Below are 13,708 nucleotides of genomic sequence, written 5' to 3'. Positions count from 1 at the left end.
GTGTGTTGGCACCTTGATTATACGAGATGTGTGATGACACACTACTCTTACAAGCCAGAAATACCAACTTCTATACTTCAATCCCTTTCTGCTTCAGTTCTTTCCTAATAATTCGCTTAATCCATGCGGATATTGACGCGTCACCATCCATTGAAAGCGCTTTCTGGATCCCTGCTTCCAGTTCCGGCTCGACACGTAACGCGATTTGTTTGTTACCTTTCTTTTTGAATTCTACCGTTGACATGTGTCTGACACCTGACTTACATTGATGATCGTAAGACAAGTGTAAGTCAATTGTCTTACAGAAACAACGAAGCCCGGCAGTGCGCGAACACATACCGAGCTTCTAACCACAACATTATACGAGGTAATGCTATGGCTGATGCTAATAGTACCACTAACGCCTGTTTTGCGTCTTCTTCTCTCATACCGCAAGCTGACCTGCTTTATTTTCCACTCGCCGAGGCGTTCCGCCATCTTGATTGTCGCCATCTCACCACCGAAGAAAATCTGGCGCTATCGTTTGGTTGTGAAGAGGCGCTGGCAGGGTTGTACCAGACGCTGAATTTTATGGGCGAAAGCCTGCTGACCATGGCGGGTGAAGGTCAGGAACATTTTGCCTATGAGAGCATATGCCAGTTAGGACACTGTCTGGTAAATATCAGCCAGTTGATTCCCGCGCTGGCGCAGTTGGAAGCGAAAGCTGACCAGCAGCTGTTTGTCAGCGACTCCCTAAACTAATCTGGAAAGCGCCTCGCAGACATCTTCTTCGGGGCGTGACAGGCCTGTGCAACCACCTTAGTGTGACATGATGATTTGCTGGTCGGGGAATAGGAAATGCTCGCTTATTACGCTAATCTTAGGCATGTCATGCGCACTGCTATGGGGGTTATCATGCGCACTGTGTCGAAGGTAAAAAAATCAGTCAATGTCTCTCTGGCTCCAGAGATACTGGAAGAGGCGCGCAAGCTTAAAATCAATCTGTCAGCGGTTTTAACCGAAGCCCTGATCGAAAAATTTCGCGAGAACAAACGCGAAGAATGGTTGCGGGATAATAAAAAATCGATAGAAGCATTAAATCAATGGGTGGAAGAAAACGGTTCGTTCAGTGATTTTCAAAGGACATTCTGATGGAGCAGTATTGCGCTTATGAGAACACTGGCAGTGGAAAAAGCGTTTATCCGTTTTTAATTAGCTTACAGCACCCGGTGGCCGCTGTTTTGCAACATGTACTGGTTGCCCCCGTTATCGCGCTAAGCCAGTTCCCCAGTGAAGTACCTCCAGCTAAAATTTGCCCGGTTGTTAGCATTGGTGGGCAAGCTTATGTGGTGATGACGCATATGATGACAGGCATACCTGTGAAGAATATGGGTAACTGTGTGGGAGACCTGACCGCAAACAGGGCTGAACTTCGAGATGCGATTGATTTTCTGATTAATGGCTATTAGAGCGCCCATCCCTGGCGCTCTGTTCCTGCTTCTTTACCCCGCCTGCGCAAATTCTGCGGCTTCGGCAATCAGCGCGTCATCCGGGCGCATGCCGGTATACATGGCGAACTGCTCTACGGCCTGTAAGGCAATCACCTCAGCACCGCTGATGGTCTTTTTACCCAACTGCTGTGCCAGCTTAATCACCGGTGTTTCCGGCGGTAGGGCGACGACGTCAAACACTACGCTGGCGGCAGCGACCATCGCTTCGCTGTAGGCCAGTTCATGACTCTCTTTGCCGCCAGCCATGCCGACGGGCGTCACGTTGACCAGAATATCGCAGGCAATCCCTTCCGACTGGGGCTGCCACTGGAAACCGTACTGTTTTGCCAGCGCCGGGCCGCTCTCGCGATTACGTGCGGCAATAATCACATTGCGAAAACCGGCATCGCGAAACGCGGCGATGACGGCTTTGCCCATGCCGCCGCTGCCGCGAATCATCACGCGTGCACTGCTATTGAGCTGGTGGCTGGCAATCAGACTTTTTACCGCAATATAGTCGGTGTTAAATCCTGTCAGCGTACCGTTGTCATTGACGATGGTATTGACGGAATCAATGACGCTTGCGGAAGGATCGATGGCATCCAGAAACGGCATGCAGCTCTCTTTAAACGGCATTGATACCGCGCAACCGCGGATACCCAGCGCGCGAACGCCTTTCACTGCGGCCTCAATATCCTGCGTGGTAAAGGCTTTGTAGATAAAATTTAACCCTAATTTTTCATACAGATAGTTGTGAAAGCGAGTGCCAAAGTTGCCAGGGCGACCGGCAAGCGACATGCACAACTGGGTGTCGCGGTTAATCATGTTAAATTTCCTCGGCGTGAGACAATATGTACTGTTCGGCTTCCTGCGACCAGACCCCCTGATGACGCTCCAGGATATCGCGCAAGGCTGGATCATCAATCTGCGTGAGCGCGGTTAATGGTAAGGCTTTGCCGGTATAAACCAGTTTTTTCCCGCCGCCGATTTTTGGCAGTTCCAGTGTTGTTTCACCTGCCGCATTTAACCCCAGAATGTGCGTCACCACTTTTGCCGCCTGAACTTTCTTCTCTTCGATAAGTTTAACCGCCGCGCGCATGTCGTCGGTATTGCCGCCAGACGTCCCAACATAATGGGTGAAGGCGTAGTGTACGTCGTAGAAGTTAATCGGCGCGCTAAACTGCTTATCCTGCGGACCAGCAAAGAAGTTCATGCAACCATCGGCAGCCAGCAGGGAAGAGGCCAGCGTAACCAGCTGTTCGTTGGGCACAAACACAAAGATGTCATCAAACCCGTGCCCGCCGCTCAGCGCCATCAAGGTGTCATAACTCGCATCCTGGGCGTGGAGATAATGGATCAACGTTTGTGGTTCTGATGGATAGTGCTTGCGGGCGTAGCTCAACTTGTCGTTATTGGTGTCGGTTACCACCAGCAGCGCCGGGTTAACCGGGCCATGCAGTGCATAGTCGATCGCCAGTAGTCCCATCGGACCGGTGCCGCCGAGTATCAGTGTATGTCCCTGCGGACGAATGCCCATCTTATGGTTATAAGAGCCTTCCTGCAGGTGATAGTTGGCGTTGAATGCGCCAATCACGCAGGATAGCGGCTCAACCAGCGAACCTTCAAAATAGGTTTCACCTTCGTAGGCCAACAGGCAGTCCTGCTCCATGACTTCATCAGGAATGATGACGTGCGTGGCTTCACCGCCCACCCACGGGAAGGAGTAGCCGGGACAGTCCGGGCGATCCGGCAGTTGCAGGTTAGCCTGAATGACATAGCGCTGGCCGGGCTGAAACTTATGCTGCCATTTTTTGCCTACGGCAATAATGTCGCCGCAAAACTCATGACCGATGATGATCGGGTTGGTGGCCACATCGTCCGGCACCTTTTTGTGGTTCTCACCCTGGTTAGCCTCTTTCCAGGAAGAAAGGCACAGGCTGTCGGTTACGACTGAGGCCAGAATTTCGTCATCCCGCATTTCAGGAAGGTCGAAAGTTTCCAGACGCAGATCGCGTTTACCATAAAGACGTAAAGCTGTTGTTGTTTGCATTGTTACCACCTCTTCCTCTTTCGAGGACTATTTGTTGAAGTTGCCCCGGCATTGCCGGAGCGAAAAATCAGGACAGGAAGCCCAGTGCGTTACCGATAATTCCCAGCGCAAACAGGGCGAAGATTAGCCATACCGGATTAATTTTCTTATTGAGCAGACGCACCATCAGCAGCGTCAGACCCAACGCCAGCAGGCCGGGGCAGAGTTGGTCGAGAATGTTCTGCACGGTCATGGTGACGGTGGCGCCGTCTGCGCCAGGCGTTTGCGATACCACCAGCGGCACGTTGATGCTGGTCCATTTGGTGACCAATACTCCCATCACAAACAGGCCGAGAATCGATGCGCCTTCGGTCAGTTTCTGCAGCAGATTGCCGCCCATGTCGCTGACGATGTTGACCCCTTTACGAAAGCCAAGCTGTAAGCCGTACCACTTCATTGCCAGACGTACTGCATTGAAAATAAAGAAGAACAATAGTGGGCCGAGAATGTTGCCGGACAGCGCCAGCGATGCGCCGAGCGCGGCGGTAATCGGGCGCAGCGTTCCCCATACCAGCGGATCGCCGACGCCGGCCAGCGGACCCATCAGCCCAACTTTGATACCGTTGATGGCACCGTCGTCAATTTCCGCACCGTTGGCGCGAGCTTCTTCCATCGCGGCGGTCACGCCAATCACCGGGCCGCAAACGGCAGGTGTGGTATTGAAGAACACCAGGTGCCGTTTGAGTGCTGCAACCTGGTCTTCTTTCAGCGGATACAGGCGCTTGATGGCAGGGATCATGTCGTAGCAAAAGCCCAACCCATGAATGCGTTCAAAGTTGAATGACGCCTGTTGCAGGTTGGAGCGAACGAACATGCTAAACAGGTCGGATTTGGTCAGTTTTTTCTGTTCCATGGCTGGCTCCATTAGTCATCAAGCTGATCGATAGCTTGAGAAGAGGCGGGTTGCGCCTGCGGTTCGGCTTTACGCCACTGTGGGTTCAACTGGATGTAGACCAGCGCGATAATCACGCCAACCCCACCGAAAGCCAGCAGGCTCAAATCGAGATAACCCCCAGCGATAAACCCGAGGAAGAAGAAGGGCATCAGGTACTTCACCCCCATCATGCGCAGCACCATGGCGTAGCCGACCACCACGATAAAGCCACCGGCAATCTGCAATCCGCGGGTGACGAATTCCGGAATGGCGTTGAGCATATTGCTGACCATATCGGCGCTGACAAACAGCGAGACGATTAATGCAGGAATGGCAACGCGCAGCGCCTGTACACCGAGAGCGGAAACGTGCAGCATGTCGATGGTACGAAAGCGGGCATCTTCGGCGGCTTTATCCGCCGCGTGCTGGAACACCACGGTGATGGTACGGGCGAATACCGTCAGTACCTGGCCTGCCGCCGCCACCGGCAGGGCGATGGCGATACCGGTAGCAATGCTTTGCTGACCGACGATAACCAGAATGGCGGAGATAATACTGGCGAGCGCCGAATCGGGAGACTGCGCTGCGCCGACGTTCATCCAGCCAAGAGCGATTAACTCCAGCGTGCCGCCGAGCATAATCCCGGTTTTTAAATCACCGAGGATCAGGCCGATAACGGTACAAGCAATTAGCGGACGGTGGGTCTGGAACTCATCCAGCACGCTGCCCATCCCGGCAATACAGGAAAATAGGAATATGGCGATAATTTGTAGGGTACTTATTTCCATAATATGTCACCTTGTGAATGTGATCATCCCTGCCTGTTAAAGCATAAGTACACAGGCATTTTTATTTATTCAGCGAACGATTGTTCTTCTATTTTTTCGAGAATATTAATAGATGGATCGGATGCGACGACGCGTAAATCCAGCGCGACACCCAGTTTATCTAACTCACGAAACGCATGAATATCGTCATTATCTAAAGAAACGGCTTTGGTTAATTGTTTTTTACCTGGTCGCCAGGCCATGCCGCCAATATTTAATGTGGTGATTTTTACCCCTTGTTTTACCATTGCTAATGCATCCTGCGGGCGGGTAAATAGATAAAAAACGGTTTCGTTCTGGTATTGCGGATTATGGTAAACTGCGACCGCTTTTTCGATATTAACAACGTTCACTTTCATTCCCGGCGGGGCGGCCTGACGTAATAATGTACGACGTACTTCATCGTTATAAACGTCGTCATTACAGATAATAATCCGTTGGGCATTCGCCACCTTCGACCAGACGGTGGTGACCTGACCGTGGATCAGACGGTCATCAATACGAGCAAGGGTAATGTTCATCAGAAATCCTCTTCGGCCGTTTCCAGATGTTTCCAGACGACACAGGTTTGTTGAGCAATGGTCGTCAGGTGTTCGCACAGTTCATCCACATTCATACTGCTTTGGTTGTCTACCAGCTCCAGCGCCAACGGCAGTGATAACCCGCTAATGACCCGTATCGCCGGATTGTGCAACGCCAGCGTCGCGGCAGCATTCCAGGGACTGCCACACTGCAAATCGACGGCAATCAGCCATTCATCGCCAGTGTGAATACTTACTAACTTTTTCAGCTTTTCCACGATGTCGCTGGCGTTCTCTCCGGGGACAAATGCCACGGCTTCAACGTTGGCATCACCGTAGACCATCTGTACCGATTCCAGCATGGCGCAGGCCAGTTTGCCGTGAGCGCAGAAGATTGCATTGACCATAAAACCTCCTTAGCCGCGCGTTTTTCCGCCCGCAATGTTAGTGGTTACTCCGGTTATGTAACTGGCGCGCTCAGACAAAAGATAACAAACAAAATCAGCGACTTCGCTTAAGCGCCCTGAGCGACCAATTGGGATCGCGTTCTTGGTGTAGCCCTCGCGCAGCTGTTCGACGGTAATGTTGCGAGTCCAGGCCAGCGCTTCTTCATATTCGGGGGTCCGCAGTCCGGTTTTTTCCAGAATGCCAGGTGCAATGCCCACCACACGAATGCCGTGTTTGCCCAACTCTTTCGACCAGGAACGGGTAAAGCTATTCAATGCGGCTTTGGTGGCGGCATAGCAACTTTGGCCCTCTGAACCTTCCAGCCCGCTTTCTGAAGAGACATTCACAATCACGCCATTACGCTGTTTTACCATTTGGCGTGCCGCTGCTTGCGACATTAAGAACACACCTTTTTGGTTGATATTCACCATTTTTTCAAAAGCGGCTTCGTTGAGTTCATATTGCCCGGCGGGTGCTTTTTCATCGACCAGTAGCCGCGGAAAATTAACGCCTGCGTTATTCACCAAACCATCGATACGCCCATAGCGGTGGATAATTTCGGTAACGGTATGATTAACTTCTTTGGCGCTGGAAATATCTGTCGGCCAGAAATGATATCCATTATGGCCTTCATATTTACCGTCACCACCGTGAATATCCGCCATTTGCACATTAGCGCCCTGCGCTAATAACTCTTCAACAATCGCTAACCCAATACCGGATGCACCACCGGTAACAATAATGACTTTGCCCTGCAAGTTTAACCACGTTTGCATAATTAACTCCCGATTTCAGATAAGGGGATCCCACATAAAATTAATTATGGCAGGACCAATTAGAATTTATTTACTTCAACAATAATTCAGCGGTATGGCTGTTGGTGACTAAACAATTAATATAATTCCCACGTAATGCGCCTAATATCCCACTGTATTTTTCTTCACCCATTGCAATGCCAATGGAATAACGCGTCTGTTTTAATTTATTGGTTTCGATGGAGAGCGTCTTTTCACTCATATTGGTTTCTACGGTTGCACCGTTGATATCGTAAAAGCGCGAGCAAATGTCTCCGGCGACCTGGCGAGCATGCAGGTCATCACTCTCTTCACTGCCGTAAAAAGCGTGCCAGTTGGCGCCATCACGTATTGCCGGAGATCCAATCCCAACCAGCGCGATGTCCAGATTATCCCAATAAGCGGAAATCGATTTAAAATGTCGTGACTGCATGATCCCGTTACGGATCAGCGGGTTTTCCAGCAGTGCCGGGAAATCTGCCAGGTGTGATTCCCCTTTAAGCTTTGCCGCAGCGCCGTAGGTCAGCGTATTGACGTGGTAGCGACTTTCAAGCTTGCCGGACGGTCCGCCGATAATCGGCACGCAGATCAGCTGGCGCGACTGGCTGGCAGGGGATAACCCTTCCACCAGTCCCCGCACCGCGCGGCCCCATGAGAACCCGATAATGTCCCCAGGTTCCAGTAAGCGTTCCAGCAACTGTGCACCGTGCACACCCATCATGGTGAGTTGTTCGTCTTCCTGTTCACTGTCGCAGGAGACCACCACCGCTTCTTTCAGGCCAAATTTCTGTTTTAGCTGCTGTTCCAGCCACAGATTTTCGTTGTAGTCGTAATTAATGGCGATGGTGACGATACCCTGCTCGCGTCCACGTTTTAGCAAACGGCTGATCGTGGTGCGGTAAATACCCAGCTCGCGGGCGATTTGCGCTTGTGTCATATCCTGTTCGTAATACAGCTGCGCTATCTTTACGATTAGGCGGATATCATCGCTGTTTTCCGTCGCCATTTTTGGACTCCTGCACATTTGTGCATATCACGAAATTGTCTTCTTGATCTGATATAACCCCAACTGTTCTCCATCTCAAAGCTATTTTCACTTATTTCAGTGCCCTGTAATGACCGATTGTGTTGCACATTTGATGTGGTGATGGCGTACTGTCGGCACAGATGTGCTTGTCTCTCTAATGTATTGATTCTGCATGTTTTCACCCAACAAAATTGCAGGGATGAATCGCTGACACTTTTGTGTCAAAAGGTGTGACGGATCACAAATAGCGCGTGGGCAGTCGAGCACGATTATTTTTTATCGTCCGCAAGGTAGGGTATATTTCGCTTTTAATACACAAAAGCATTCAAGTTGTATCAAGGCGGCAAGGGAACGAATTCCTGGGAGCATAGATAACTATGTGACCAGGGTGAGTGAGGGCAGCCAACGCAGAGACGGCTTGAAGGATGAAGTGTATACAGGAGAAATTATGCTGCCCGACTCATCCATCCGATTAAATAAATACATCAGTGAAAGCGGAATCTGCTCGCGTCGCGAGGCGGATCGCTTTATCGAACAAGGGAATGTCTTCCTGAATGGTAAACGCGCCACCATTGGCGATCAGGTAAAGCCTGGCGACGTCGTAAAAGTGAATGGTCGGTTGATTGAGCCGCGTGAAGCGGAAGATCTGGTTTTTATCGCGCTGAACAAGCCGGTAGGAATTGTCAGCACCACCGAAGACAGCGAACGCGACAACATTGTTGATTTCGTGAATCACAGCAAGCGCGTATTTCCCATTGGCCGCCTGGACAAAGATTCTCAGGGACTTATCTTTCTGACCAACCACGGCGACCTGGTGAATAAAATCCTGCGTGCCGGTAACGATCACGAAAAAGAGTATCTGGTGACGGTAGATAAGCCGGTCACTGATGACTTTATCCGTGGTATGGGGGCTGGTGTGCCAATCCTCGGTACCGTCACCAAGAAATGTAAGGTGAAGAAAGAAGCGCCGTTTGTGTTTCGCATCACGCTGATTCAGGGGCTGAACCGTCAGATCCGTCGTATGTGCGAACACTTTGGCTATGAAGTTACCAAGCTTGAGCGCACACGCATCATGAACGTGAGTTTGTCCGGCTTGCCACTGGGTGAATGGCGTGACCTGACGGATGACGAACTGATCGATCTGTTCAAGCTGATTGAGAATTCATCATCAGAAGCTAAACCGAAGGCGAAAGCGAAGCCAAAAACCGCAGGCATTAAGCGCCCGGTAGTGAAAATCGAAAAATCTGCGGAGAAAGAGAAATCACGCCCGGCAGCAAACGGTAAACGCTTTACCTCGCCGGGGCGTAAGAAGAAAGGACGTTAACGTCTGCCGCGCGTTGGCGTATTCGCTGACCAGGAAAACGATGCTTCCGCATCCGGTTTATAAGCCTGCTTTTTCTTTAACTGGCGGGCTTTTTTCGCTTCCGCTTCGCGCAAGGCCATCAGTTTATCGATGTACTCTTTCTTGATGCTGTTGGTCTCTGCGTTGGTCAGCAGCCGGCCATGCGCAATGCGCGCGCGGTCGAGCAGCGTTTTCAGTTCACGCTGTTCGCGCTCGGTCATCTCTTTTTGGGTAATGCGGGGGAGTGCCATACGGGTGCCCTCTGTTAGCCGATATCCTCAGTGTACGGTAATTCGTGCAGAATAAAACTAATCCTGAAAGAGCCTCGCAAAATATAGCTTGTTGAAGTGACGGAATTTCTATTCTGATTTAGCGTAATGACAGGAAAACGTGTGGGTTACAACATTTTATTGCTTGTATAAAATTTTATACAAGGATGTGTTATGCTTTCAATAAGGCGAGCCTTAAAGCCCATTGTCTGGATTGGCAGTTCATTTGATGATTTACGAAGCTTTCCTGAAGATATACGTAAAACCGCTGGTTTTCAGTTACATCGTTTACAGGCGGGATTAGAAGCTGCTGACTGGAAGCCGATGCCAGAGATAGGTCGCGGTGTTGAGGAGGTAAGGCTCAGGTATGAATCTGGCGCATACCGAATCATCTACATTGCTCGCTATGCTAACGCAGTCTATGTACTGCATTGCTTCAATAAAAAGACAAAACGTACTTCTGAGCACGATAAACACATTGCTAAAGTTAGATATCGAACGGCTTTGCAAGAAGACAGGAATCAGAAATGAACAATACCGTTGATAATAAGGTTCGCCATGTAACCTCTCCGGATGTCAATATTTTTGCCGAACTGGGGTTTGCAGAAGCGGAAGCGAAGAGCTTAAAGCATGATGCTGAATGCGAGGTCGAACAACTCATTCTCCTGAAGCAGCAGTTGATGCAAGAAATTTCCGGATGGATTCATGAAAACCATCTGAAACAAGCGGAAGCTGCTGTGAAACTGAATATTTCCCGGCCCCGTGTTTCAGATGTTGTTAATCAGAAAACCAACAAATTTACTCTTGATGCGCTGGTCATGATGCTGGTGAAGTTAGGAAAACCAGTAACAGTTCAGATTGGGTAATATTAGATCTAGATATTGTTTCATTGTATCTGATCGCTGTGAGCGCTTTCCCAGCTTAGCCCGAAACGAGCGAGATATTTGCGCAGGCGGTCTGCATCGTTAGGATTGGCTTTTTTCTGCCGTGAGACGGCAAACAGTTCGCGTCCGGCTTCCGACAGCGACGCGCAGCGGCGGCACACTTCCAGTACCGTTTCTAACTGGCGGCGATCGAACAGGTCAATGTCCATATTCAGTTCAGGCTGCGGAGTTGCTATCTGCCAACTCTCCTTTAGCAGCGCAATCTCTTCTTCGACAAGGGATAAGGTGATGCGACCTTGTTCGGCAAGCGTCGCCATGCGCGCGATGGATGAACTGAGTTCGCGAAAGTTGCCGCGCCATTGCGCCTGTGGGGAGCAGGCAAATGCCAGATAGGAAGCGCGGGCTTCTTTATCGAAACGGATTTGCGTCTGTTTGCTGTTGGAGAAACGTTGCAGCTCATACTCGACGTTCGGCGCGATATCTTCCCGCCGCTGCGCCAGACCGGGCAGGGCGAAGCACCACATGTTGATACGCGCGTAGAGATCCTCGCGAAAACGGCCTTCAGCGACCCATTGCCGCATGTCGCGATGGGTGCCGGCAATCAGCTGAAAATCGCTGCGTACTTCTTTGTCTGACCCAAACGGGAAAAAGGTTTTTTCTTCAATTGCTTTGAGTAGCATGGCCTGCTCGTCCAGCCCTAATTCGGCGATCTCATCGAGAAACAGCACGCCGCCATCGGCCTCTCGCAGTAATCCGCTACGCGCCGTGAGCGCACCGGTAAACGCCCCCTTCACATGACCAAACAGCGTGGACATCGCATTGTCGCCGCGCAGGGTTGCGCAGTTGACGGCAACCAGTTTTCCTGCCACCAGATGCCGCGACTGGCGTAGCTGAAAAATACGTTTCGCCAGGAAGGATTTACCCGCGCCGGTAGGGCCGGTGAGCAGGATCGGGTCGGTCGAACGCAGAGCGACCCGCTCAATGCGGTCGATCAGTTTATTGAAGGTGGCGTTGTGCGTATCAATCCCGGCTTTCAGAAAAGAGACCGACTGCTGCTGTTCGCGCTGAAAACGACTGGTGAGCGTGGCGTAGCGGCTTAAATCGAGATCGATAACCGAGCAGACGCCAGCGGCGATGGCCTCATCTGATGAACCGCGTGGCGCGGGGCCGGTTTGCAGCAGGCTGGCGGGCAGGTAGCGCGCTTCTGTCAGCAAAAACCAGCAGATTTGTGCCACGTGAGTGCCGGTGGTGATGTGCACCAGATACTCTTCGTTTTCCGTATCAAATTCATAATGCGTGGCAAAGTCGAGAAACGCGGCGTAGACCTCTTCAAAGTCCCACGGATCGTTAATGGTGACGGCATGCGGGCGAACATGGGTGTGCGGCGAAAGCAGCGCGACGTCTTCAATCAACCTTTGCGCCATGCTCTCATCGCGTGGCTGGTGGAGGAGTTCCAGCCTGTCGACAGGGAAATCGGGTTGTTGGCATAGCCCAACCGTGGGTCGCCACTTCTTAAACCGATTGGCCCGCTTGCCGCGCTTATCGAGCACCGTTCCCAGTACGCCAATCACTACCCGTCGCTTCTTCATGGTTTATCCGAAAAGATAAATAAGAGAATAAAAGATAAAAAAATTAACCCGTTGAGACAACCACCATTATTGGTGTTAATAATTAAAATCATAAAAATCAATTAATTAAAAATTAAATATGCTTGTTTTAATTCCTGGCACGCTTCTGGCAATAACACTTGCGTCAATCACGCTGAAAGCGCAGGGGGTTAAACCCCGCCGGCACGTCAGGAACGGCACAGGCTGTTTTCCGGGAGTGTTCCGTCAGCCGATGACACACAGTGGGTTCGATTCCCAATTTCATCCCCGAATGAAAACTGGTTGTTAATCATAGAAATAAAGCGGAGTGATGCGCAGTTAGCACGCTCCAGAACAGGCTGCCGGTAAAGATGCCGTGCGGCAGGCAAAAGGGAATTCCCCTGCCGCTTCGCCCCTGCACCCGCGCCTGAACGATATTAAGGAATATAAAATGGCTAAGAAAATCACTATCCAAAAAGCGCAGTTAGGTCTTTTATCCCGCGAGGGTGATTACTATCAGGTGTTGGAAGCGGGTCAGCATCGTTTACCGTGGTTTAACACCCCGGAAGTGCTGATCGTCAACAGGGATGGCGGCGAAGTACCGCAGGCATTAGCGGAGTATTTACGCCGCTTTCAGCCCGAGTGGGTGGCGCGTTTCTGCCTGGTCGCGGATACAACGGATACCGAAGCCGCGGCGCTGTATATCAACGGCGTTTTGCAGGAGATCCTGCCACCGGCAACGCGCCGTCTGTACTGGCAGGCCGATGAAGCGCTGAAGCTGGTGCGGATGGATACACGTCAGGTTTTGGTTCCTGTTGACGTGATGAACGCAGTATTACAGCCACGTCGCAGCGGTGCGGTGAAAGGTCGCGAAGCTATCTTAACGGTGCAGGTCCCGGCGTGGCACGTCGGTGTACTGAAAATTGATGGTGAAACTCAGGCGCTGTTGCTGCCGGGGTTAACAGCATACTGGAAGGTAAACCATCTGATTGAAGCGGAAGTGGTGGATACCCGTTTGCAGGTGCTGGAGGTTGGCGGCCAGGAGATACTGACCAAAGATAAGGTCAACCTGCGTTTAAACCTGGCGGCGAACTGGCGTTATAGCGATGTGTTGCTGGCATTTGGTCAACTGACTAAACCGCTGGATCACCTTTACCGTGAATTGCAGTTTGCGCTGCGTGAAGCGGTGGGAACGCGCACGCTGGACGAATTGCTGGAAGATAAGCAGGTGATCGATGAAGTGGTGAGCGCGCAGGTGAAAGCCCGTATGACGCCGTTTGGTATTGAGGTGGCTTCACTGGGGGTGAAGGATATTGTCCTGCCCGGCGATATGAAGGCTATTTTATCGCAACTGGTTGAAGCGGAAAAATCCGCCCAGGCCAACGTGATCCGACGTCGTGAAGAGACGGCCGCCACGCGATCGCTGTTAAATACGGCAAAAGTGATGGAAAACAACCCGGTAGCGCTGCGCTTAAAAGAACTGGAAACCCTCGAAAGAGTTGCTGAGCGTATCGATAAAATCTCGGTGTTCGGGGGCCTGGATCAGGTGTTGCACGGCCTTGTGAACATAAAAGGATAA

At 51.2% G+C, this 13,708-nt stretch carries 18 protein-coding genes; 7 read left to right on the top strand and 11 right to left on the bottom strand.

The genetic code is table 11. From position 1 onward, the window contains the following. Positions 1 to 70: 70 nt before the first annotated feature. Positions 71 to 244, bottom strand: a complete 174-nt coding sequence (locus tag OGV89_RS00640) for a hypothetical protein (protein WP_032938222.1) — start codon at positions 242 to 244, stop codon at positions 71 to 73. Between the two features lie 131 nt (positions 245 to 375). Between OGV89_RS00640 and OGV89_RS00635 the strand changes: the two genes are divergently transcribed. From OGV89_RS00635 to OGV89_RS00625, 3 genes are all read left to right on the top strand, one after another. Next, a complete protein-coding gene (locus tag OGV89_RS00635; protein ID WP_134214819.1) occupies positions 376 to 741 on the top strand; it encodes a hypothetical protein in 366 nt (121 codons plus the stop codon). 96 nt (positions 742 to 837) lie between these two features. Further along, positions 838 to 1,131, top strand: coding sequence for a type II toxin-antitoxin system CcdA family antitoxin (locus tag OGV89_RS00630; RefSeq protein WP_003844689.1), 294 nt, complete (start codon positions 838 to 840; stop codon positions 1,129 to 1,131). Next, positions 1,131 to 1,448, top strand: coding sequence for a CcdB family protein (locus OGV89_RS00625; protein ID WP_054527950.1), 318 nt, complete (start codon positions 1,131 to 1,133; stop codon positions 1,446 to 1,448). Before OGV89_RS00630 ends, OGV89_RS00625 begins: the two co-directional genes overlap by 1 nt. A 33-nt stretch (positions 1,449 to 1,481) precedes the next feature. On the opposite strand, the gene OGV89_RS00620 is transcribed toward OGV89_RS00625, so the two are convergent. The 8 genes from OGV89_RS00620 to OGV89_RS00585 form a co-directional block, all read right to left on the bottom strand. Then, a complete protein-coding gene (locus tag OGV89_RS00620; protein WP_134214817.1) occupies positions 1,482 to 2,294 on the bottom strand; it encodes a shikimate 5-dehydrogenase in 813 nt (270 codons plus the stop codon). A gap of 1 nt (position 2,295) precedes the next feature. Then, positions 2,296 to 3,519: an L-sorbose 1-phosphate reductase gene (gene sorE, locus OGV89_RS00615; RefSeq protein WP_003031639.1), complete on the bottom strand. Its 1,224-nt coding sequence runs from the start codon at positions 3,517 to 3,519 to the stop codon at positions 2,296 to 2,298. Between the two features lie 67 nt (positions 3,520 to 3,586). Beyond that, positions 3,587 to 4,411, bottom strand: coding sequence for a PTS system mannose/fructose/sorbose family transporter subunit IID (locus OGV89_RS00610; protein ID WP_048216971.1), 825 nt, complete (start codon positions 4,409 to 4,411; stop codon positions 3,587 to 3,589). 11 nt (positions 4,412 to 4,422) lie between these two features. Continuing rightward, positions 4,423 to 5,220 (bottom strand): PTS mannose/fructose/sorbose transporter subunit IIC, encoded by a 798-nt coding sequence (locus tag OGV89_RS00605; RefSeq protein WP_003841402.1) that lies wholly within the window; start codon positions 5,218 to 5,220, stop codon positions 4,423 to 4,425. A 65-nt stretch (positions 5,221 to 5,285) separates the two neighbouring features. Further along, a complete protein-coding gene (locus OGV89_RS00600) occupies positions 5,286 to 5,780 on the bottom strand; it encodes a PTS sugar transporter subunit IIB (RefSeq protein ID WP_003844693.1) in 495 nt (164 codons plus the stop codon). Then, positions 5,780 to 6,187 (bottom strand): mannose/fructose/sorbose PTS transporter subunit IIA, encoded by a 408-nt coding sequence (locus OGV89_RS00595; protein WP_003844694.1) that lies wholly within the window; start codon positions 6,185 to 6,187, stop codon positions 5,780 to 5,782. The genes OGV89_RS00600 and OGV89_RS00595 overlap by 1 nt, the downstream gene beginning before the upstream one ends. 9 nt (positions 6,188 to 6,196) lie before the next feature. Further along, entirely contained in the window at positions 6,197 to 7,003 is an 807-nt protein-coding gene (locus OGV89_RS00590; RefSeq protein WP_003031649.1) for an SDR family oxidoreductase, read from the bottom strand. A gap of 70 nt (positions 7,004 to 7,073) precedes the next feature. Further along, positions 7,074 to 8,027, bottom strand: coding sequence for a sugar-binding transcriptional regulator (locus tag OGV89_RS00585; protein ID WP_003844696.1), 954 nt, complete (start codon positions 8,025 to 8,027; stop codon positions 7,074 to 7,076). Between the two features lie 469 nt (positions 8,028 to 8,496). Between OGV89_RS00585 and rluF the strand changes: the two genes are divergently transcribed. Further along, positions 8,497 to 9,372 carry a 23S rRNA pseudouridine(2604) synthase RluF gene (gene rluF, locus OGV89_RS00580; protein WP_148374215.1) on the top strand — a complete coding sequence of 292 codons (876 nt, stop codon included), beginning with the start codon at positions 8,497 to 8,499 and terminating at the stop codon, positions 9,370 to 9,372. Here rluF and OGV89_RS00575 read toward each other — a convergent pair. Beyond that, positions 9,369 to 9,641, bottom strand: coding sequence for a YjbD family protein (locus OGV89_RS00575; RefSeq protein WP_003826541.1), 273 nt, complete (start codon positions 9,639 to 9,641; stop codon positions 9,369 to 9,371). The two genes, rluF and OGV89_RS00575, sit on opposite strands and share 4 nt — an antisense overlap. Positions 9,642 to 9,833: 192 nt before the next feature. On the opposite strand from OGV89_RS00575, the gene OGV89_RS00570 reads away from it, so the two are divergent. Then, complete coding sequence (locus OGV89_RS00570; protein WP_016149391.1) at positions 9,834 to 10,190, top strand: type II toxin-antitoxin system RelE/ParE family toxin; 357 nt, start codon at positions 9,834 to 9,836, stop codon at positions 10,188 to 10,190. Then, positions 10,187 to 10,525 carry a helix-turn-helix domain-containing protein gene (locus OGV89_RS00565; protein WP_003841397.1) on the top strand — a complete coding sequence of 113 codons (339 nt, stop codon included), beginning with the start codon at positions 10,187 to 10,189 and terminating at the stop codon, positions 10,523 to 10,525. Before OGV89_RS00570 ends, OGV89_RS00565 begins: the two co-directional genes overlap by 4 nt. 20 nt (positions 10,526 to 10,545) lie before the next feature. Here OGV89_RS00565 and rtcR read toward each other — a convergent pair whose 3' ends face one another. Then, positions 10,546 to 12,132, bottom strand: a complete 1,587-nt coding sequence (rtcR, locus tag OGV89_RS00560) for an RNA repair transcriptional activator RtcR (RefSeq protein ID WP_134216364.1) — start codon at positions 12,130 to 12,132, stop codon at positions 10,546 to 10,548. Between the two features lie 448 nt (positions 12,133 to 12,580). On the opposite strand from rtcR, the gene OGV89_RS00555 reads away from it, so the two are divergent. After that, positions 12,581 to 13,708, top strand: coding sequence for a slipin family protein (locus OGV89_RS00555; protein ID WP_181825842.1), 1,128 nt, complete (start codon positions 12,581 to 12,583; stop codon positions 13,706 to 13,708).

The organism is Citrobacter sp. Cf125 (genome assembly GCF_030333935.1).
GTDB lineage: Bacteria > Pseudomonadota > Gammaproteobacteria > Enterobacterales > Enterobacteriaceae > Citrobacter > Citrobacter freundii.
This window is presented reverse-complemented; position numbering and strand designations above follow the sequence as displayed.